The organism is Aeromonas media, assembly GCF_000819985.1.
Lineage (GTDB): Bacteria > Pseudomonadota > Gammaproteobacteria > Enterobacterales > Aeromonadaceae > Aeromonas > Aeromonas media.
Genome location: NZ_CDBZ01000189.1, coordinates 1 through 19721, shown reverse-complemented (window position 1 = coordinate 19721; position 19721 = coordinate 1). Strand labels below are relative to the sequence as shown.

The window sequence follows — 19721 nt, the reverse complement described above, 5'->3', positions numbered from 1 at the left end:
GGCACCGCCATTGGCGGGCCAGGAGGCAGCGGCAGGACTACCGTTGCCCGTCCCATTGGCAGACCATGACCCCGGGGCGGCATTGCCGCCCGCCGGGTTGGCCGGGTTGAGCTTCTGCTGGCGTGCCAGCAGGGCCGCCAGGGTATCGGCATAGTATTCGTTCTGCTCCTTGGGGGGAGCCGAGCGCGTCATCTGCTTGCCCGCAGACGAGATATTGACGCTCTCATCGTTCAACTGACGGCGAACCGGCGCATCTTTAGGTCCAGGCACCTGGGACTGATAATCGACGGCCGCGACTATCTCCACCCCACCGGTGACCTTTTTGTTGGACATGATGACGGCATCCGGCCCGAGAGTCTCCTTGACCTCGGCCAGCGCCGTGCGCATGTCTTTGGCAAAAAACCGCTTAATCTTCACCCGTCATCTCCGCTAACTAGCCCTGTCCCACCGCACTGACGATGCGGATCTGCTTGTCATCAGGCACTTCCTGATAAGACAGGACGCGTAATCCAGGAATGGCATTCTTGACAAATTTCGCCAGGGTATTGCGCAATATCCCCGATGTCAGAAGCACGGCCGGCTGGCCTTCCAGTTCTTGTCGTTGAGTGGCTTCCACCAGGGAGCGCTGCATCCGCTCCGCCAGTCCCGGTTCGATACCGGCGCCATCTCCCCCACCTGCTTGCAGGGATTGATGCAATATGCGTTCCAGTTCTGGTGAAAGGGTGATCACCGGCAGTTCGGGCTCTGGGCCGGCAATCTCCTGCACGATCAGCCTGCGCAGGGCGATACGGCAGGCGGCGGTCAGCACTTCCGGGTCCGGACTGCGTGGTGCATATTCCACGAGGGTCTGCAGGATAGTGCGCATATCGCGAATTGGCACACCTTCATTGAGGAGATTTTGCAATACCTTCACCAGGTTGCCCATACTGATCACCTCGGGAACCAACCCTTCCACCAGCTTGCTCTGATGCTTCCCTATCATGTCCAGCAACTGCTGCACCTCGTCGTGACCCAGCAGCAAGGCGGCATGGTTGGAGAGGATCTGGCTCAGGTGGGTGGCCACTACGGTGGCCGCGTCCACCACGGTATAGCCAAGGGTCTGGGCCTGGGAGACCTGATCCTTGGCGACCCAGACCGCCTCCAGCCCGAACGCGGGATCCTGGGTCGCGATGCCCTGGATCTGGCCAAACACCTGGCCCGGGTTGATGGCCATCTCCTTGTCGTGATAGACGGTGGCCTCGCCGGTGCTCACCCCCATCAGGGTGATGCGGTACTGGTTGGGGGCGAGATCCAGGTTGTCGCGGATGTGCACCGCAGGCACCAGGAAGCCGAACTCCTGGGAGAGCTTCTTGCGCACCCCCTTGATCCGGTTGAGCAGCTCGCCCCCCTGGTTCTTGTCCACCAGCGGGATGAGCTGATAGCCCACTTCCAGACCGATGATGTCCACCGGCATCACGTCGTCCCAGCTCAGGTCCTTCGGCTCGAGCGGGGCATCGCCCTGGGCCGGCACGAGTTCACCGCTCGCCACCCTGGCCTTGTTCAGTTTCTCCCGACGCAACAACCACCAGGCTCCGGCCGCTGCCACCGCTCCCAGGCTCAGGAAGGCCAGGTGGGGCATACCGGGCACGCTGCCCATCATCAGCAGGATGCCGGCGGAGATCACCAGCGCCTTGGGGTTCTCGAACAGCTGGCCGAGTACCGCCGTGCCCATGTCCTGATCGGTATTTTGACGGGTGACTATGATGGCGGCGGCGATGGAGAGCAGCAGGGACGGGATCTGGGCCACCAGGCCGTCACCGATGGCGAGCAGGGTGTAGATCTGGGCCGCTTCACCGAAGCTGAGCTGGTGCTGCATCATGCCGATGATGAAGCCACCGATGATGTTGATGAAGAGGATCATGATGCCGGCGATGGCATCCCCCTTCACGAATTTGGAGGCACCGTCCATGGAGCCGTAGAAGTCGGCTTCCTGGGTCACATCCTGACGGCGCTTCTTGGCCTCTTCCTGGTTGATGAGGCCGGCGTTCAGGTCAGCATCGATGGCCATCTGCTTGCCGGGCATGGCGTCCAGAGTGAAGCGGGCGCTCACCTCGGAGATCCGGCCCGCACCCTTGGTGACCACCACGAAGTTGATGATCACCAGGATCATGAAGACGATGATGCCCACCGCATAGTTGCCGCCGATGACCACGTTGCCGAAGGCCTCGATCACATGGCCCGCCGCCGCGCTGCCGTTGTGGCCTTCCAGCAGCACCACCCGGGTGGAGGCGACGTTGAGGGCCAGCCGCAGCAGGGTCGCTATCAGCAGGACGGTGGGGAAAGCGGCAAACTCCAGTGGCCGGCGGGTATAGACGGCCACCAGCAGCACCACGATGGAGAGGGCGATGTTGAAGGAGAACAGGATATCCAGCATCAGCGGCGGTATGGGGAGTACCACCATGCCGAGGGAGGCGAGCACCAGCAACGGGGTCCCGATCCCCTTGCTGAGCAACCATCTGTACTCTTTGAAACGGCTCACTCCAGCCTTGAATCCCATCGTTCTTCTCGATTTACAACTGCCGATGCCGAATTAAAGCAAATATCAAGCCAACTACCCAACCAGTTGATCTATATAAATTTTATTTTGATGCTGTCAGAAGTCCGTCGGAGGACACGTTCGGGTAGCTTGATGGGGAGCGAGGTGTTGCCAGCAAATCCCGTTGGAATGAGCATAGCCGTGGCAAACAGGGCGGGAGCGGGGTTAGTTGCGATAGTCCGGTGGCATGGTGGACAGACCCCGGGCGACGGGAACAGCCAACGTTTCAGAGCACAGACTACTTGCGATAGTCCAGTGGCACAGTGGACAGATCCCTGGCGATCATGGGTAACCAGCCACCCTCAGCTGAACACTAAACTACTTGCGATATTCCGGCGGAATGGGCAGATCCCTGGCGACCGGAGTCGGGCGGCGGCCACGGCCACGGCGGAACTTCTTGAGCTGATAGACGTAGGCCAGCACCTGGGCCACGGCGGCAAACAGCCCCTCGGGGATCTCCTGACCAATCTCGGTGGCGTGGTAGATGGCCCGGGTCAGCGGCGGCGAGGACATCACGGGGATGTCGTATTCCCGCGCTATCTCCCGGATCTTCATCGCCACCTCGTCCACCCCCTTGGCCAGTACCTTGGGGGCGGCTCCGGGCTTGCCCGCGTCGTACTTCAGGGCTACCGAGTAGTGGGTCGGGTTGGTGATGATGACGTCCGCCTTGGGCACATCCCCCATCATCCGGCGCATCGCCATCTGCATCTGCAACTGGCGTATCCGTCCCTTGACCTCGGGCTTGCCCTCGCTGTCCTTGAACTCGTCCTTGATCTCCTGCTTGGTCATCTTGAGCTGGCGATTGTGGTTCCAGGTCTGGAAGGGAACGTCGATGGCAACGATGGGGATCAGGGCGCAGCAGAGGATGATCAGCATCCACAGCAGCAGGTCCAGCGCATCGATGATGCCGCCGGGGAAGCCTTCCAGGGAGAGATTGAGCAGGTGATTGAACTGGCTCGACAGCATCCACCAGGCGAACAGGCTAATGAACACCACCTTGGCGATGGACTTGACGAGCTCCACCAGGGATTGCACCCCGAACATCCTCTTCAAACCACTCAAGGGGCTCAGCTTGCTCCATTTGGGCAGCATGGCCTCGGAGGAGAAGTTCATACCGCCGAGCAATGTGTTGCCCACGAAGGCGGCGATGGTCACCAGCAGGAACAGCAGGCCGAGAGGTTGCAGCAGCTCCCACAGCAGGGTGGGCAGCATGACCCCCATGGCGTTGGGATCGAAGGCCTGATCCCGGTCCAGGGTAAAGCCCATGGTGAGTACCTTGACCATGGCACCGGCCAGACTCTCCTTGATCATCAGCAAGCCGAACACGGTCGCCAGCAGGACGCTGGCGGTCCCCAGCTCCTTGGAACGTGCAATCTGCCCTTTTTCCCGGGCCTGTTGCAGTCGTTTGCCCGTGGGTTGTTCTGTGCGTTCCTGATCGGTATCAGCCACGCTGACCTCCGACTGACTGGCCGCTGTCGATCAGCCAGCCAATAGCATGGCCTGGTTGTTCGGTGCCGTTGACCTGATCGGTATCAATGAGATGCAGTCCCCCGACTGACTGGCCGTTGTCGATCAGCCAGCCGATAGCATGGGCTGGTTGTTTGGTGCCGTTGACCCGATCGGTATCAACCATTCTGCCCCCCCAGGCACTGGACCTGGATAAGCTCGCAGCTGGTCTCCTGCACCCGCTCCCAGAAGGCATCGAAGTGCCCCATGAAGCCGCCTATGGTGAGCCAGAGGATGAAGAGGCCCGACATCATGCTGACCGCAAAGCCGATGCTGAAGATGTTGAGCTGGGGGGCCGCCCGGGTCATGACCCCGAACGCGAAGTTGATGAGCAGCAAGGCTATGATGGCCGACAGCGCCATCACCAGGGAGGCCTGGTACATGACCCCGAGGAAGCTCACCAGGCTGCGGATGGCGGGCAGGCTGAGCCCGCTGTCCGAGACCGGCAAGGTCTCGAAGCTCAGCACCACCATCCTGATCATCAGGAGGTGCCCATCCACCGCCAGGAACACCAGGGTCGCCAGCATCAGGTAGAACTGGCCCACCACGGGGGCAGACTGGCCGTTCATGGGATCCACCAGGGTGGCGAAGCCCAGACTGGTCTGCATGGCGATGATCTGGCCCGCCATCACGAAGCTTTCCAGCAGAAACTGGGTCATGAGGCCGAGCGCTATGCCGATGAGCAGCTGCTGCCCCAGCACCAGGAAGCTGCCGACGGAGAACAGCTCCACCTTGGGCATGGGGGGCAGCAGGGGGGCGATGATGAAGGTGATGGCGAGCGCCAGTCCCATGCGAACGTTCGCAGGAGCGAGCCGGCTGCCGAACACCGCCATCACCATCAGCAGGCTGCTCACCCGGGCAAGCGGCCAGAGCACGGACGCCAGCCACTCCATGATCACCGCCGTGGTATAGCTCATGCCGCCACTCCGGGAGCCATGGGACGGGTCGTCATCGGCAGCCTGAGGGTCGCTAATGCCGACATAGGCATCAGCCGACCACCTCGGGGATCTGGCTCACCATCAGCTGGAAGAAGTCCATCAGGCTCTGCAAGCCCCAGTGGGCGCCGGCCCCCAGGGCCAGCAGGGTGACCACGAGACGGGGCAGGAAGCTCAGGGTCTGTTCGTTGATGGAAGTGGCGGCCTGAAAGATGGCGACCACCAGCCCCACCATCAGGCTCGGCAGGATCACGGCGCACACCATGATGGTCACCAGCCAGAGCGCTTCACGGAATACGTCGACAAAGGTTTCCGGACTCATCTTATCGGCTCCTTTCCATTGACCGGCTTACCCCGCCCCCAGTCCGAAGCTGGTGGCCAGGGAGCCCAGGATCAGGTTCCAGCCATCCACCATGACGAACAGCATCAGCTTGAACGGCAGGGAGACCAGGATTGGAGGACAACCTCATCACCCCGCCCCCAGCCCGAAGCTGGTCGCGAGCGACCCCAGGATCAGGTTCCAACCATCCACCATGACGAACAGCATCAGCTTGAACGGCAGGGAAACCAGCATGGGCGACAGCATCATCATCCCCATGGCCATCAGTATGCTCGCCACCACCAGATCGATGACCAGGAAGGGCAGAAACAGCATGAAGCCTATCTGGAACGCGGTCTTGAGCTCGCTGGTGACGAAGGCCGGGATCAGCACCCGCAGCGGCACATCCGCTGGCTCGGCCACCTGCACGTTCGCTATCTCCATGAAGGTGTTGAGATCCTTGACCCGGGTCTGGGCCAGCATGAACTGGTGGATGGGCAACTCGGCCTTCTCCAGCGCCTCCTTGGGCCCTATGGTCTCCGCCAGATAGGGCTGCAGCGCCTCCTCGTTGATGCGATCCAGTACCGGGGACATGATGAAGAAGGACATGAAGAGGGCGATGCCGATCAGCACCTGGTTGGACGGGCTCTGCTGCAGGCCTATGGCCTGTCTGAGGATGCCGAGCACCACGATGATCCGGGTGAAGGAGGTCATCATGATGACAATGGCCGGCAGGAAGGAGAGCGCGGTCATCAGCGCCAGCACCTGCAGGGTCAGGCTGTACTCCTGACTGCCATCCGCCATGGTCTTGACGGTCAGCGCCGACATGCCGTCCTGGGCCATCGCCAGGGGCGACAGCAGCACGGCCAGCAGGCTCAGGCACCCGATCCAGTTAACTTTTTTCATGCTTGCCCATCAATTTACCGAGCTGCTGGGAGAAGGCCTGGGGCTGACGCTCGTCCAGGGGCTCTTCCAGGCGATAGAGGAAGTTGACCTGCTGCGGCGTCACCCCGATGAGCAGTTGTTGATCGCCCACCTTGACCACCATCAGCTTCTCCTTGTACCCGAGCGGCAGGGTGGCGATGATCTTCATCTGGCCGCCTCCCATCACTTGTGTGAGCTTGCTCTTCTTGAGCAGGAAACCCAGCACCAGGATGAGGCCGATCACCATCAGGCTGGAGAGCAGCCAGGAGGTGATGCTGGGGGGATTGGCCCCCTCTGCCAGCGCCGGGGCGGCGAACAGTATCAGAGCGAGAGCACGGATCATTTGAGTTTCTTAATGCGCTCTATCTGGCTGATGACGTCGGTCAGGCGAATCCCGAACTTGTCGTTGACCACCACCACCTCGCCGTGGGCAATCAGGGTGCCGTTGACCAGCACGTCCAGAGGCTCGCCCGCCACCCGATCCAGCTCCACGACAGAACCCTGGTTCAGTTGCAGCAGGTTGCGGATGCTGATCTGGCTGCGTCCCACTTCCATGGCGATGGTCACCGGAATATCCAGAATGGTGTCCAGCTTGCGCCGCTCCTCGGCGCTGATGGGGGCGTCGTCTCTCAGCTCCTCCAGGGGGGCGGGCTTGGCCTCAGCCGTCACCTGCTCTTCCAGCGCGGCAGCCCAGGCGTCAGCCATCAGATCCTGCTCGTCATCAGTTCCGCTCATCTTCACTTCCTCATGCTGCTTCTTGACCCTGGTCGCAGGCGACGGGTCTATTAGGGCTGTTTATCGGCGATGCTGCGTTCGAGCTCTTCCAGCTCGGCCTCGCCATCGATGCGCACGCCCCCCCGGGTCACCAGATGCATCTCTGTCTTGACTCCGTCAGGGCGCTTGATTTTATCCACTATCTTGAGCGCCACGTTCTCCTTGGTACGCCCCATCTTGGCGTGGAAGGTGGGCAGGTCCTCCACGAAGACCAGCAGGTTCTCCGGCATCTCCACCGGGATGATGTCGCCCGGTTGCAGCTCCATCAGCTCGCGCAGGGTCAGCTCCGTCTCCAGCAGTTTGGCCTTGAGCTCCACCTTGACGTCCATGATCTCGTCGCGCAGGGCCTTGCTCCAGCGCACGTCGGTGTCCCCCTTGTCGCTCTGCACCCCGGCATCGAGCAGCTCGCGGATGGGCTCCAGCATGGAGTAGGGCATGGCCACGTGGAAATCGCCGCCGCCGCCATCCAGCTCGATGTGGAAGGAGCTCACCACTATCACCTCGGTGGGACTGACAATGTTCGCCATGGCCGGGTTCACCTCCGAGTCGAGGTATTCGAAGCCCACGTCCATCACCGGCGCCCAGGCATCCTTGTAGTCCTCGAACACCAGCTTGAGCAGCATCTGGATGATGCGCCGCTCGGTGGGGGTAAACTCGCGCCCCTCGATCTTGGCGTGGTAGCGGCCGTCGCCGCCGAAGAAGTTCTCCACCAGGATGAAGACGAGGCGCGCCTCCATGGTGATGAGTGCCGTGCCCTTGAGGGGGCGGAAGCGCACCATGTTCAGGCTGGTCGGCACGAACAGGGTGTGCACGTACTCGCCGAACTTGAGCATCTGCACGCCGTTGATCGACACCTCTGCGGTGCGTCTCATCATGTTGAACAGGCTGATGCGCATGTGACGGGCGAATCGCTCGTTCACCAGCTCCAGGGTCGGCATGCGGCCACGGACGATGCGGTCCTGGGAGGAGAAGTCAAACTGGGCGATACCGGGATCTCCGGCCGCCCCTAGCTCTTCCTCTTCGACATCATCGACACCGTGCAGCAGGGCATCAATTTCGTCCTGACTTAACAGATCGCTCACGCTTCACCTTTCATTGCATGACAAAGCCGGTAAACAGCACTTGTTCGATTACGGGGGAAGAGACCAGATCCTTCAGAACCCGGCGACACTCTTCCAATGAATCCTGACGCAGCTTCTCCTTGCCCTCGAAGGTCATCAGCTGCTCGGCGGTGGCCGCGCTGAAGACCCGCAGCAGGGTCCCTTCGATCAGGGGAATATTCTGTTTGGCCAGGGTCTCGTCAGCGGCCCCGCGCACCATCAGCTGGATCTTGATCTGCACCAGCCGATCCCGTTGCCCGCCCGCCACGTTGAACACGAAGGGGCGCGGCATTCCCACATAGAGGGAGGGCTGGGGCGCACTGGCTTCGGGCTTGGCCTCGGCCGTGTCGGCCGCCGGCTCGTCCGAACCGGCAAACATGAACCAGGCACCGGCCCCGCCACCACCCAGGAGGATGACGACCAGGGCGACTATCATGATCAGCTTCTTTTTCTTGGTCGCCGCCGGGTCCTTCAGCGTCAGTTCGTTATCGTCTGCCATCCCTTGTCCACCCTAGTCTCAAACTTGTTCGGTATCATAAACTTACTCGGGCAGGCATCAAGCATAGAAATCAATTCCGGCATCGTTTGTCGATTCCACCAGCAGACTCAGGGTACGGGTCGCATGTTCCCCCTCCCCCTGGCCGTTGCCGCCAAAGGATCCGCTCCCCTGCTGCCCCCGTTGCTCCTGACCATTGAAGGTCGACTGACCCTGGGATTGTTGCTGTGATGGCTGCCCCTGGTGCTGCGCCTGTTGTTGTACCTGAGTCTGGCCAAGCTGTATCCCTTGCCCTGCCAGCATGTCTCTGAGCCTCGGCATGGCCTGCTCCAGCATCTCCCGGGTCTGGCCATGCTGCACCACGAAGTGGACATTGGCCTGGCTATCCGCCCCCATCTGGATCTGGATCTTCATCTTGCCAAGGCCCAGGGGATCGAGCTGGATCTCCGCCTGCTGCAGCTTGTCCGCCAGCATCAGGTTTACCTTCTGGTGCAACTGGGCCGGCGCCTCCGGGGTGGCCAGCTTGAGGTGCGGCAGGCTCTGGGGTTCCCGTCTCGTGCTCAGCTCTGCCGCCGGCTTGCCATCGCTGGTCTGGGTCTGCTGCAGTGGCTGGCTTCCTTCGCTCGGCTCGGTGCCCCCGACTTCCATCCCGAGCTGCTTGCCCAGCTCATCGAGCTTGGATTTCTGCGCCGCTGGCTTGAGTTCCACGGCGGCTCCGACGGCCACCGCGGGTTCGGCCTCCATCTGCTGGATGCCGGCCGAGAGCGCCGTCAGCGAGGCTTGCGGCCCCTGGGATTCGTAACGCGCCAGCGTCTGCTGGGGCGCCGTCAGCACGGGTTCCGGGTCCGCAGCCCTGGCCAGGGGAGCGGCACTGTGGGCCGCGCCAGCGCTCGCATCGGGTTTGCTCACCCCCGTCGTCTGCGCTGGGCTGGACTCTTGTTCCGGCTGTTCCGGCGCAGCCATGCGAGGCTTGCTGCCATCCTCAGTTGCGGCATCCGTGCTGGCCTCAACGCCATCAGTCACGCCAGCGTCCATTCTGACCAGCCCTTCACCAAAGGCCTTGGCCGCACCGGCCTGCACGGCATGAGGCGTTTGTGCGCCAACACCATTGACCGCGGCTTCCGAGGCCATCTGTTTCTGGGGCTCGCCTGTCACCTGGGCCGCTGCACTCCGTGGCTCGGTGGCTTGTGAGGTGGCGACCACCTTGGCCAGCAGGGCGGCGCGCTCTTCGCCAGACAAGGGAAGCACCGTCGGTTTCGATGATGCAAGCTCGGGATCGACCGGCGTGCCTGCATCCACGGCTGCGTCTTCCAGCTGGCTTATCGGCAGGGTGTTGGCGGAGGCAGCGTCTTCCAGCCGGCTTATCGGCAGGGTATTGGCGGAGGCAGCGTCTTCCAGCCGGCTTATCGGCAGGGTATTGGCGGTGGCGGCGATGGCCTGAGCCCCCTTGCCGGGTTCATTCGTACTGTTTTCCTTGTCCGCAAGAGCGGACACCTGGGTGCTATTCCCCTCGCCCGCTTGTTGCAACAGCGCCTGCTGTGTGGCGATCTCTCGCCCTGCAGCGCCCGGTGTCGGGGCAGGCTTGCCGCCGTCGGTCAACGACGGCGACTCGGGCGGCAAGTCATTGCCGTCGGTGGCCACGGGCAGTGCCTGCGTCATTGGAGCGACGGCAGGCAGAGTCAGGCTGGTGTCCTGGCGCAGGGAGGCCTGCAGCTGCTGCAGAAAATCGTCGGGGGGAAGATCTGTCTCGCTGGCCTTTGCCTTGTCGGCTTTGTGCTGCGTGCTCGAGGTAGCCTCTTCGGCCACCGCCAAAGATTTGGCATCCAGGGCGAGTGCGGTGAGCGCGTCGTCGCTCACGGGAGTGGCGACGGCGCCCTTGTCGACCAGCTGCGCCAGGGCCATGGCATCGGCAAAGGCAGCCTTGCTGTCCCCCTGCAGCGGCTCGGCCCCTTCCTGGGTGAGGCCCGGGAGGGTGATGCCACTGTCGGCAGGGGTGGCCTGAGTCGCGGCCTTGATCAACTGGGTCTGTATCATGCTGGGATCCCTGACGACAATCCGGTGTGGTGGCCGCACGGCCAGCAGGCAGGTGCGGCGTCTTAGCCTGTGTTGGCAATAGAAAGCAAGTTACAGGCCAGAATGGTGATAGCGTCGCAGGATGGCGTAATCGTCCAGCATCTTCTGTTCCTGACGCTGGGCCGTCAGCTGAGCTCGCCCCGCCTGCTTCTCGAGCAGCAGCTCGACCGCCTTGCGCCGCTGCTGGGCTTCGAGCCACTGGGTACGGCACTGGGCCAGCGCCTCGCGCACCTGTAACACCCCCTGGTACTGCTGGGTCGCCGCATTTTCCAGCTTGTTGATGAAGGCGTGATACTGGCTGTTCTGCTGGGGCGTGATCCCCTGCAGCCCACGATCAGTCCACTGCTGATGGTAGATCTGGCGGTACTGGTTGAGGGCGTTCTGCTGATCCATGAACAGCTTGAGATCCTGCTGGGCCTTGGCCAACGCCAGGGCGGCCTGCTGTTCGGCCTCCAGCAGTCGGCCTGCCAGCAACGTCAATCCTTTACTCATCGGGGCTCTCCACCGGTCAACGCATCAGTGGCATGGCCACCAGTTGCAGGGATTGCAGGCCTTCATCGTAGTGAATGACCTCGCGCATCTTCTGCTGCAAGAACTGATCCAGGTAGGGTTTCTGGATGATGGCCCGATCGATGCGCGGATCCGATCCCTGGCTGTAGGCGCCTATGGTGATGAGATCCCGGTTCTGCTGATAGAGGGAGTAGAACTGCTTGAAGGTGCGCGCCAGCTCCATGTGCTCAGGTGAGGTCACCATGGGCATGACCCGGCTGATGGATTTTTCGATGTCAATGGCGGGGTAGTGGCCCGCATCCGCCAGCTCCCGCGCCAGCACGATGTGGCCATCGAGGATGGCCCGCGCCGCGTCGGCGATGGGATCCTGCAGATCGTCCCCCTCCGTCAGCACGGTGAAAAAGGCCGTGATGGAGCCCTGGCCATCGCTGCCGTTGCCGGCCCGCTCCACCAGCGCCGGCAATTTGGCAAACACCGAGGGCGGATAGCCTTTGGTGGCCGGCGGCTCCCCCACCGCCAGGGCGATCTCGCGCTGGGCCTGGGCGTAGCGGGTGAGGGAGTCCATCAGCAGCAGCACGTTGAGCCCCTGCTCGCGGAAATACTCGGCGATGGCGAGCGCGGTCTCGCACCCCTTGAGTCGCATCAGCGGCGAGGCATCGGCCGGCGCCGCCACCACCACGGCGCGCTCGCGCCCCTCGGCGCCGAGGATCTCCTCGATAAACTCCTTCACCTCCCGGCCACGCTCGCCGATGAGGCCCACCACCACCACGTCCGCCACCGAGCCGCGGGTCATCATGCCGAGCAGCACCGATTTACCGACGCCGGAACCGGCGAACAGCCCCATGCGCTGGCCACGCCCCACGGTGAGCACGGCGTTGATGGCCCGCACCCCCACGTCCATGGGTTGATGGATGGGACGACGGGCCAGCGGGTTGATGCGATGCTGGGCGAACTGCACCGTCTGGGACGAGATGATGGGGCCGAGTCCGTCCAGGGGCTGGCCGATGCCGTCGATGACCCGGCCAAGCAGGTTCATGCCCACCGGAATGCCGTGATCCTCGGTGACGGGCACCACGCGGGCGCCGGGAATGACCCCCTTGAGCTGCTCGCTCGGCATCAAGAACAGGCGATCGCCGGAGAAGCCCACCACTTCGGCCTCCAGCACGCCATCCTGGGTGTCGATACGGCACAGAGCCCCGATGGCGGCGCGGCAGCCGATGGCCTCCAGGGTCAGCCCGACCACCCGGGTGAGCTTGCCCGCCACCGGCGGTATGGGCGCAAGATCGCGGACCCGGTAGCCTTGCAGTCGGCCGAGCAGGGATGTTGTCATCGCGCCTCCAGAGATAAAAGGGAAAGAGGCCGAGCCCCGGAGTCAGCCGGCATGGTCGCGCCGTCGACAGACGGTACGCAGCAGCGGCACGCACTCCCTATGCCAAACCGGGGAAGAGAGTTAGTCGGCATTGTCACGAAGGAAATTGCGCAGTAACTGATCGATGCGTCCCGCCAGGGTCAGATCGATGCTGGAGAGTTCGGTGGCCAGCTGCAGATCACCCGGGGAGAGGGTGGGGTCGCTCTGCAGCCGCCAGTGACGCTTGGCACACTCCTCGGCGCCGAAGGCCTGCTCGACCCGGGCCACATCGTCCGGGTGCAGCATCAGGGTAACCCCCTGCTCGGCGGCGGGCAGCAGGGCAAGGCCCTGCTTGAGGGCCTCGAGCAACAATTTTGGGGAGGTCTCGGCCTCGTGGCGAATGAGGGCGCGGGCCAGCTGCTGCACCAGGCTGATGAGCTGCTGCTCAACCGCCGCGTCCAGCTCGCTCAGGGGCGTGGCGAGGCGGGCGGCGAGCGCTTGCCAGTGGGCAATCTCTTGCTCCACCTGGTCGCGGCCCATGGCGAGCCCCTCTTCACGGCCCTGCTCCAGACCCGCCTGATGGCCCTGCTGCAAGCCCTCCAGCTTGCCCTCTTCGAGCCCCTTGGCAAAGCCGGCGGCTCGCCCCTCGGCCAGCCCCTCTTCCCAGGCGGCCTGACGGATCGCCTCCACCTCTTCGGCGGTGATGCTGGGGGTGGGCTCCTCCGGTGGATCTTCTGGCGGCATCTCGTCCGCCTGCTCCTGGCGATACCAGTCAGGGCCGAGCCCCAGGGCATTGCTCTGGATCTCGGATTCGACCTCCATCTCGGGCCAGCCCCAGGCTTCCACCCGGGTCTCGTCCGCTTCGGGTCTGACATAACCCCGCAGCTTGTTGTTCTTGTTATTCATCTGCGAAAGACACTCCTGGCATGCCGGACGAAAGGACCGATATCATCGCACATTCCATTGCCCATGGCTTAGAGGAACTCTTCGCCACCGCCCGCCCCCAGCATGATCTCGCCCGCGTCCGCCAGACGGCGCGCCGTGGAGAGGATCTCCTTCTGGGCGGCCTCCACCTCGGAGACCCGGATCGGCCCCATGGCCTCCAGATCGTCCGCCAGCATCTCGGCGGCCCGCTTGGACATGTTCTTGAACACCTTCTCGCGCATCTGGTCATCCGAGCCCTTGAGGGCCCGTTGCAGCAGATCCCCCGGCACTTCCCGCAGCAGAGTCTGGATGCCCCGATCGTCCACGTCGATGAGGTTCTCGAACACGAACATCAAGTCCTGGATCTGCTGGCTCATCTCCTCGTCCGACTCGCGGATGGAGTCCATCAGCTGGCCTTCGATGTTGGTGTCCAGGTAGTTCATGATGTTGGCGGCAGCCTTGAGGCCACCCATCTTGGCCGCCTGGGCCCCGGCCGCACCGGCGAACTGCTTCTCCATGATGTCGTTGAGCTCTTGCAGCGCCGCCGGTTGCACCTCTTCGAGGTTGGCGATGCGCATCACCAGATCCAGGCGCACCTGCTCCGGGAACTGGCTCAGGATCTCGGCGGACTGCTCCGGCTCCAGATAGGAGAGGACGATGGTCTGGATCTGCGGGTGTTCATTCTGGATGATGCTGGCCACCTGGCGGGCATCCATCCACTTGAGGGAGTCGAGGCCGCGGGCACCGGATCCCAGGATGATCTGATCCACCAGGTTGCTGGCCTTGTCCTCCCCGAGCGCCGCCACCAGGGCCTTGCGCACGAAGTCTTCACTGCCGATGCCGATGTTGGTGTATTTCTGGATGTCGTCGATAAATTGACGATGCACCGCCGCCACCCGGTCGTGACTGAAATCCGACATGGAGGCCATGGACATGCCGAGCCGCTGCACCTGCTTGGGCTCGAGATGACGGAAGATCTGGGCGGCATCCTCCTCATTGAGGCTCAGCATCAGCACCGCCGCCATCTCCATCCCGCTCATCTGGTCCAGGATTTGGCGCTGGTTATCGGTAATCTCGTTACCGTTGACTTGGTTTTTCTTCTCTTCAGGCATCTCGGTTCGTTACCCATTCTTTGATGACCTGAGCAGCCAGGTCTGGTTCATTCGCTACCAAGGCACGCACGGCCTTGAGCAGGTCCTCGTCACGGTGCAGATCGGGCAGCTTGAGCTGGCCATCCCGCAGACCGAACACCGGCTCGGCCTCGGCCTGGGCTGCCAACAGGCTCAGTTCGTCATCCCCACCCAGCACGGTGTGGTTGTCGAAGTCCAGCTCCCCTTCCGGCTTGGCATCCGGGTAGAGCAGACGCTTGAGCATGGGCCGCACCACGGTGACGATGAGCACTATGATGACCAGCACCGAGGCGGCGATGCGCACCGCACGCCAGAACCAGGGCTGTTCGTAGATGGGCATGTCGGCCACGGCTTCCAGCTCGGGGCGGTTGAACGGAATGGCAACCACCTCCAGGGTATCCCCCCGGGTCACGTCAAAGCCGAGGCCGCCGCTGAGCAGGCGACGCAAGGTATCGAGTTCGGCCTGGCTGCGGGGCTCGCGGGTGACGGCCCCCTCGGCACCGGGAGTGGCCTTGTAATCCACCGCCACCGACACCGTCATGCGGCGGATGCCGCCCTGCTGACGCCGGATGTGGCTGACCGTGGTGTCCAGTTCGAAGTTGCGGGTCGCCTCCTTGCGGGAGCGGCCGGAAGAGCCGGTTCCCCCTTCCCCGCCAGCGGCCTGTTCGGGAATGTTCGACGCGGCGGGGGGCTGGTTGGTGAGCGCACCGGGTACGCCGCCATTGCTGCCATTGGCGCTGTTCTCTTCCACCGTCATCTCGGAACGCACGGCGGGCAAGTCCGGATTGTAGGTCTTGCGGGTCTGCTCCTGCTGGGAGAAGTCGAGGGAGAGATCCACTTCCGCCGTGTAGTTGTCGGCCCCGAGCACCGGGATCAGGATGGCGTCAATTTTTTGTTTGTATTCCAGCTCCTGCTTCTGCTGCATCGCAAACTCCTTGCGAGTCTGGGCAGAGAGCGGATCCTGGGAGCCGGAGTTGAGCAGGCGACCGTTCTGATCGGTCACGGTGACGCGGGTCGGCTCCAGGCCGTGCACGGCGGAGGCGACCATGTCGACGATGGAGTCCACCTCCCCCTGGCCCAGCGCCGCCCCTTTCAGGCTCAGCACCACGGTGGCGCTCGGCTTGCGTTCGTTGCGGGCGAACACGTTGTCTTTCGGGATGGCCAGCAGCACCTGGGCCTTGGCGACGTTCTGGAACTGCTCGATGGCGCTCGCCAGCTGGCGCTCGCGGCTCAGTTTCAGCCGCTCGCTCTCCATGCGCTGGCTGACGCCGAAGCTGGAGTCCTTGAGCAGGATGGCTTCCCCATCGTTGCTGGCCTCGCTGCTGCTGGCGAGGCCGGCGCGGGTCAGGCGCAGCCTGATGTCTGCATAATTCTCGGCGCTGACCAGCACGCTCTTGCCGTCCACCTGATAGGGGATCTTCTGCTGATCCAGATAGTCGAGGGTGGAGACCAGCTCCTGGGTGCTGAAGGTGCCGAGGGGACGCATCTCCGGCTCCTTGCCCCACAGCAGGATGAAGACGGCGATGGCCAGACAGATGGTCAGCCCCAGGATCAAGGTGATCTGCCGCAACACATCGGTGTTGGACAAGAAGCCCAGCGCCGAGCTCTTCTGCTCCTGCTCATCGAGAGCGGCCGCCCCCTCGTTGTTCATCAGCAGATCGCCGTTTGGATCGTTAGCCACGATTTATGTCCTTATTGCTGACATGTTTATGATGCTCGGTCGCCATGGGCCTGAGTTATACCGGCATGTTCATGATGGTCTTGTAGGCATCGACCATCTTGTTGCGCACCTGCACCGTCGCCTCGAAGGCGATGGAGGATTTCTGCCCGGCGATCATCACTTCGGAGAGATCCACCGACTTGTCCCCCAGGTCGAACCGGGTGCGCAGATCGTTGGCGCTGCCCTGCAGCTCGTTGACGTTGTCGAGGGCCTGCTGCAGCATCTGGCCAAAATCCGAGTTGACCTGACGACCGGGCTGGGTCAGCGGCGTGGCACCGGCTTCGACCCTGAGAGCCTGCATCTCTTGCATCAGGCTGCTTGCGCTTATTTCCATCTTCTCTTCCCAGACAAATCGTTGACACTGGCAAGCCTTAAGCAATTAGAGTGCCAATGCATAAGGATCCTGTACCCCACCTGTGCAACGGGCCATCATGCCGGCAGCAGGGATCCCGGGAAGATGCCCGCCTGCTGGCCGCGCGGCGAGCAGGCGGGCACATGAAAAAGGCCCGCATCGCGGGCCAGGCTCAGATTCCGATCTCTATTGCGTCAGATCCTCGTCGATCCAGTATTTGGATCCCGTGATGCTGACGCCGTACAGCAACCCCTTCTCGCCAAGCTGGTAGATGGCCATGCCGCCGTTGTAACCCGAGTCGAGCGACGCGCTCTCCTTGCCGGCGACCACGCCCGCCTCCGAGGTCGCCTCCCAACCCTTGTTCACGAAGTTGTCAAAGGTCTGTTTGGTCTCGAACAACATCACCTGCTGATAGAACTTGCCGCCGAAGCCAGCCGCCATGCCGGCGCCAAACATCTTCATATAGGTATGTTTGCCATTCGAGCGGTTCACCGCCACCCCGGATCCCTGATTGGTGTGGATCATCAGGGAGAACTTGCGCGAGTCGAACACCGCATAACCATAGGCCTTGTCAAACAGCAGCTTGGCGGAGGGTTGCTCGTTGAACAGCCGCACCAGTGCGGTATCGGCCATGGTATCGAGGGCGGTGCGGGCCTCTGTCGGGGTCTTGGGTTCCAGCATGGTATCGAGCTTCTTGTCGGCGGCCGTCAGCCACTCCTTGCCGGTGGCTGCGCTCTCTTCCGTCCAGGCACCCGCCTTGTTGTAGGCATCGGCCCCCCAGGTGGAGACAGACTCCCAGGTCGCCTTCGAAAAATCGGTGATCCCCTGCCACGCCTCCTTGCCGGTGTCGCTCACCGCAGTGCCAAGCTCGGAGGCCGCTTCCTTCAATTTCGCCCAGTCGGCATGGCTGGGGCTAGATGCAAGTGCCAGAACGGCGGCAATCAACCAGGATCGGCTCTTCATTGTGTGCTCCTTAAATATCGCGTCAGCGGACATGTCACCCTATCAGATTTAAGCCAACTCCAAGAAGTCCCGAATGCCTCTCCATTCCGCTCCAGTCAGCAAACACAGACTTCCCATCTCTCGAGTATGGTGTCGCAGCCCTCATCCGGTCTGAGAGAACTGCGGTCCCCGGACGGTCACGACCACCACCATCATGCACGGCTCCCCTTGTCTGCCGATAGCCGACGGGCCCGACCGTAAATATTGTTCGGCCTGACAACCTCGGTTGTATAGTTTTTGGTTAGCCATTCCGGTAAAATCCGCGCCCTTGAATAAGAGCCACCTAAGAGTGATTGAGCGATGTCCAACACAAAACAGGCCCCCAAAGTAGGATTCGTCTCCTTGGGTTGACCTAAGGTCGCAAGACCAATCCACATCTAATACAGTCAGGCTTGTGCTAGCGGTATCCCATCACTTAGCGCCGGTTATAATCCAAAACAAGCTGAGGCTGGGTTAGCATTACTTTACGAGGTCCAGCGACAAATGCATCCACCGCTGCGGCAAACCACGATGAGCGAAGAGCGGCGGTCTTCCGTTGGAAGACATCAAAGTTGAAGCAACTTGGCTCACACAACCTACAAAGATCAATATCGAATCTGTTCAGATAAGTTCAAGGTGCCGGTTAATCAATCCAAAATCAGCAACTGGTTCACACCCTTTCTCTGAAAACATCAGTGCACCTCGCCGCTGCTCTTTCAGATTTGCTATGGCCTGAAAAAAGCAACTCTCGCACAGGTGAACCTCGTAACTTTCGCCATCGTGCTGAGTTCCATAACCCCAGTGGGCACTCAATGTGCCAAACTCGATATTGCTAACAGCCCCCTCCGTTTGGCAACTCTCTTCACAAACATCACAGCGAATATCGCTGATTACCTCGACCTCTTTTTTGGTCATGATTTTCATATCCTGTTACTCCATTCATGCAGCATCTGCGAATCAACTGCATCGAGTCCGCAGGTTGACCACTCCTCTGCATTGATGATTGCGTGTGATGGTCTCTCTAACTTTGCTACTGCCGCTCTATGTGATTCACCCAAGGGCTGTAGACTGACTGTGGAATACCAAGCATTACTAATGATGCCCCTCCGAGATGAAGATCCGTATGAATTCCGACATCCCATGCCAGAGACTTGTTCAGACCTTCCTTAGCTCCTGAAGCTCCTGAGGTATCGGCCATTGCTCCTTAAAATCCATAAATTCGGCAACAAACGAAGCCATAACACCCTTAACAAATTCATCATATGTGGATTGATTAATAGTGACATGTAAGAATGACTCCACTCTCAGAGAATCTCCTACTGCGGCTAAGAAATCCGCGTTTTGAAAAATTAGTGTCACGGTGCTACTTTTTTGATTCTGACTCAAAACGATCTGTTGATTGGACATTTTTCACCCTCAAATGATGCTTATATGCAGTGTCATTATATGAGTGTACTCATAGCCGTGTACAGTGTGCCGTATAATGTAGACCATATCTCCTCTTGTGAGGAGATAACATGGATTCTGACGAGTTTGATCTTGCGGTGCTCGCAACTGCATTCGGTAAAAATGTACGGGAACTGCGGTCTGCACGCGGTATGCAACAGGAAAAACTTGCGCTAATTGCTGGTATAGATCGTGGTCACATGGGAAAAATCGAACGTGGGGAGACTAGGGTAACCTTGGAAAAAGTTTATCTGATCGCCAAAGCTCTTGGGGTCTCGCCTGCATCATTGCTGCCATAACCATAGCTGTTACTCTAACCAAATATTGCACGTTCCAGCATGGGGGGATTTTCTCGCTTGTCTAGGAGCCATAGCACAACGCATCCATCGACTTGAAGGTCAGATGGAGTCCGACGGGATCTGATTGTTCTGGGATTCAACGGGTGCAAGAAAACGATCTGGTTGTGACAACCTGCGACAGGCGCAGCAGAGAAGAGTTTGCATTGGTAAAACAATCATACTCTGCAAAAGCACGTTTTTTATTTCCGCCCAACATGGGCGAATATAGCCATATTTTATTGATACTATGTCGCGAATTCAACTTCGAAG

General features: G+C 61.2%; 20 protein-coding genes and 3 pseudogenes. 1 reads left to right on the top strand and 22 read right to left on the bottom strand.

Annotated features, from left to right (window positions below):
* The 22 genes and pseudogenes from BN1127_RS16045 to BN1127_RS15945 all read right to left on the bottom strand — a co-directional run.
* Positions 1-417: pseudogene (locus BN1127_RS16045) on the bottom strand (flagellar biosynthesis protein FlhF); the annotation flags it as partial.
* 16 nt (positions 418-433) lie between these two features.
* Positions 434-2536, bottom strand: a complete 2103-nt coding sequence (flhA, locus tag BN1127_RS16040) for a flagellar biosynthesis protein FlhA (protein ID WP_042650091.1) — start codon at positions 2534-2536, stop codon at positions 434-436.
* Positions 2537-2893: 357 nt separating this feature from the next.
* Positions 2894-4024, bottom strand: coding sequence for a flagellar biosynthesis protein FlhB (gene flhB, locus BN1127_RS16035; RefSeq protein ID WP_042650090.1), 1131 nt, complete (start codon positions 4022-4024; stop codon positions 2894-2896).
* On the bottom strand, positions 4017-4208 hold the full coding sequence (locus tag BN1127_RS16030) for a hypothetical protein (RefSeq protein ID WP_042650089.1): 192 nt from the start codon (positions 4206-4208) through the stop codon (positions 4017-4019). Before BN1127_RS16030 ends, flhB begins: the two co-directional genes overlap by 8 nt.
* Positions 4201-4998 carry a flagellar biosynthetic protein FliR gene (gene fliR / locus BN1127_RS16025; protein ID WP_042650088.1) on the bottom strand — a complete coding sequence of 266 codons (798 nt, stop codon included), beginning with the start codon at positions 4996-4998 and terminating at the stop codon, positions 4201-4203. Before fliR ends, BN1127_RS16030 begins: the two co-directional genes overlap by 8 nt.
* 70 nt (positions 4999-5068) lie before the next feature.
* Positions 5069-5338, bottom strand: a complete 270-nt coding sequence (gene fliQ / locus BN1127_RS16020; RefSeq protein WP_010673927.1) for a flagellar biosynthesis protein FliQ — start codon at positions 5336-5338, stop codon at positions 5069-5071.
* A gap of 27 nt (positions 5339-5365) precedes the next feature.
* Positions 5366-6241, bottom strand: a pseudogene (gene fliP / locus BN1127_RS16015) (flagellar type III secretion system pore protein FliP).
* Positions 6228-6602 carry a flagellar biosynthetic protein FliO gene (fliO, locus tag BN1127_RS16010; RefSeq protein WP_042650086.1) on the bottom strand — a complete coding sequence of 125 codons (375 nt, stop codon included), beginning with the start codon at positions 6600-6602 and terminating at the stop codon, positions 6228-6230. The pseudogene fliP and the gene fliO overlap by 14 nt, the downstream one beginning before the upstream one ends.
* On the bottom strand, positions 6599-6994 hold the full coding sequence (gene fliN, locus BN1127_RS16005; protein WP_042650085.1) for a flagellar motor switch protein FliN: 396 nt from the start codon (positions 6992-6994) through the stop codon (positions 6599-6601). The genes fliO and fliN overlap by 4 nt, the downstream gene beginning before the upstream one ends.
* A gap of 50 nt (positions 6995-7044) precedes the next feature.
* A complete protein-coding gene (fliM, locus tag BN1127_RS16000; protein ID WP_042650084.1) occupies positions 7045-8115 on the bottom strand; it encodes a flagellar motor switch protein FliM in 1071 nt (356 codons plus the stop codon).
* Between the two features lie 10 nt (positions 8116-8125).
* On the bottom strand, positions 8126-8632 hold the full coding sequence (fliL, locus tag BN1127_RS15995; protein WP_042650083.1) for a flagellar basal body-associated protein FliL: 507 nt from the start codon (positions 8630-8632) through the stop codon (positions 8126-8128).
* Between the two features lie 57 nt (positions 8633-8689).
* A complete protein-coding gene (locus tag BN1127_RS15990) occupies positions 8690-10663 on the bottom strand; it encodes a flagellar hook-length control protein FliK (RefSeq protein WP_042650082.1) in 1974 nt (657 codons plus the stop codon).
* A 90-nt stretch (positions 10664-10753) separates the two neighbouring features.
* Complete coding sequence (gene fliJ, locus BN1127_RS15985; RefSeq protein WP_042650081.1) at positions 10754-11194, bottom strand: flagellar export protein FliJ; 441 nt, start codon at positions 11192-11194, stop codon at positions 10754-10756.
* Positions 11195-11210: 16 nt separating this feature from the next.
* Positions 11211-12542, bottom strand: coding sequence for a flagellar protein export ATPase FliI (gene fliI / locus BN1127_RS15980; RefSeq protein ID WP_042650080.1), 1332 nt, complete (start codon positions 12540-12542; stop codon positions 11211-11213).
* A gap of 120 nt (positions 12543-12662) precedes the next feature.
* Positions 12663-13466 carry a flagellar assembly protein FliH gene (gene fliH, locus BN1127_RS15975; protein ID WP_042650079.1) on the bottom strand — a complete coding sequence of 268 codons (804 nt, stop codon included), beginning with the start codon at positions 13464-13466 and terminating at the stop codon, positions 12663-12665.
* 68 nt (positions 13467-13534) lie between these two features.
* Positions 13535-14596, bottom strand: a complete 1062-nt coding sequence (gene fliG, locus BN1127_RS15970; RefSeq protein WP_042650078.1) for a flagellar motor switch protein FliG — start codon at positions 14594-14596, stop codon at positions 13535-13537.
* Positions 14589-16295, bottom strand: coding sequence for a flagellar basal-body MS-ring/collar protein FliF (gene fliF / locus BN1127_RS15965; protein WP_042650077.1), 1707 nt, complete (start codon positions 16293-16295; stop codon positions 14589-14591). The genes fliG and fliF overlap by 8 nt, the downstream gene beginning before the upstream one ends.
* A gap of 55 nt (positions 16296-16350) precedes the next feature.
* Complete coding sequence (gene fliE, locus BN1127_RS15960; protein ID WP_042650076.1) at positions 16351-16668, bottom strand: flagellar hook-basal body complex protein FliE; 318 nt, start codon at positions 16666-16668, stop codon at positions 16351-16353.
* A gap of 204 nt (positions 16669-16872) precedes the next feature.
* Positions 16873-17649 (bottom strand): lipid-binding SYLF domain-containing protein, encoded by a 777-nt coding sequence (locus BN1127_RS15955; RefSeq protein ID WP_042650075.1) that lies wholly within the window; start codon positions 17647-17649, stop codon positions 16873-16875.
* 639 nt (positions 17650-18288) lie between these two features.
* Positions 18289-18591: a hypothetical protein gene (locus BN1127_RS15950; RefSeq protein WP_042019790.1), complete on the bottom strand. Its 303-nt coding sequence runs from the start codon at positions 18589-18591 to the stop codon at positions 18289-18291.
* Positions 18592-18633: 42 nt separating this feature from the next.
* Positions 18634-18742: pseudogene (locus BN1127_RS22490) on the bottom strand (IS630 family transposase); the annotation flags it as partial.
* A gap of 80 nt (positions 18743-18822) precedes the next feature.
* The gene (locus BN1127_RS15945; protein WP_017778755.1) at positions 18823-19074 is read right to left on the bottom strand and encodes a hypothetical protein; all 252 of its coding nucleotides are present in this window, start codon (positions 19072-19074) and stop codon (positions 18823-18825) included.
* A gap of 110 nt (positions 19075-19184) precedes the next feature.
* Between BN1127_RS15945 and BN1127_RS15940 the strand changes: the two genes are divergently transcribed.
* The gene (locus BN1127_RS15940) at positions 19185-19412 is read left to right on the top strand and encodes a helix-turn-helix domain-containing protein (protein ID WP_042019791.1); all 228 of its coding nucleotides are present in this window, start codon (positions 19185-19187) and stop codon (positions 19410-19412) included.
* The last annotated feature ends 309 nt before the right edge of the window (positions 19413-19721 follow it).

Bases quoted from the DNA above. Each gene is read 5' to 3' on its own strand.
- BN1127_RS16030 (WP_042650089.1), bottom strand. From the start codon at position 4,208: ATGGTTGATACCGATCGGGTCAACGGCACCAAACAACCAGCCCATGCT.
- fliI (WP_042650080.1), bottom strand. From the start codon at position 12,542: ATGACAACATCCCTGCTCGGCCGACTGCAAGGCTACCGGGTCCGCGAT.
- fliJ (WP_042650081.1), bottom strand. From the start codon at position 11,194: ATGAGTAAAGGATTGACGTTGCTGGCAGGCCGACTGCTGGAGGCCGAA.
- fliQ (WP_010673927.1), bottom strand. From the start codon at position 5,338: ATGAGTCCGGAAACCTTTGTCGACGTATTCCGTGAAGCGCTCTGGCTG.
- BN1127_RS15940 (WP_042019791.1), top strand. From the start codon at position 19,185: ATGGATTCTGACGAGTTTGATCTTGCGGTGCTCGCAACTGCATTCGGT.
- BN1127_RS15955 (WP_042650075.1), bottom strand. From the start codon at position 17,649: ATGAAGAGCCGATCCTGGTTGATTGCCGCCGTTCTGGCACTTGCATCT.
- fliR (WP_042650088.1), bottom strand. From the start codon at position 4,998: ATGAGCTATACCACGGCGGTGATCATGGAGTGGCTGGCGTCCGTGCTC.
- fliN (WP_042650085.1), bottom strand. From the start codon at position 6,994: ATGAGCGGAACTGATGACGAGCAGGATCTGATGGCTGACGCCTGGGCT.
- fliE (WP_042650076.1), bottom strand. From the start codon at position 16,668: ATGGAAATAAGCGCAAGCAGCCTGATGCAAGAGATGCAGGCTCTCAGG.
- BN1127_RS15990 (WP_042650082.1), bottom strand. From the start codon at position 10,663: ATGATACAGACCCAGTTGATCAAGGCCGCGACTCAGGCCACCCCTGCC.
- BN1127_RS15945 (WP_017778755.1), bottom strand. From the start codon at position 19,074: ATGTCCAATCAACAGATCGTTTTGAGTCAGAATCAAAAAAGTAGCACC.
- flhA (WP_042650091.1), bottom strand. From the start codon at position 2,536: ATGGGATTCAAGGCTGGAGTGAGCCGTTTCAAAGAGTACAGATGGTTG.
- fliG (WP_042650078.1), bottom strand. From the start codon at position 14,596: ATGCCTGAAGAGAAGAAAAACCAAGTCAACGGTAACGAGATTACCGAT.
- fliL (WP_042650083.1), bottom strand. From the start codon at position 8,632: ATGGCAGACGATAACGAACTGACGCTGAAGGACCCGGCGGCGACCAAG.
- BN1127_RS15950 (WP_042019790.1), bottom strand. From the start codon at position 18,591: ATGAAAATCATGACCAAAAAAGAGGTCGAGGTAATCAGCGATATTCGC.
- fliH (WP_042650079.1), bottom strand. From the start codon at position 13,466: ATGAATAACAAGAACAACAAGCTGCGGGGTTATGTCAGACCCGAAGCG.
- fliO (WP_042650086.1), bottom strand. From the start codon at position 6,602: ATGATCCGTGCTCTCGCTCTGATACTGTTCGCCGCCCCGGCGCTGGCA.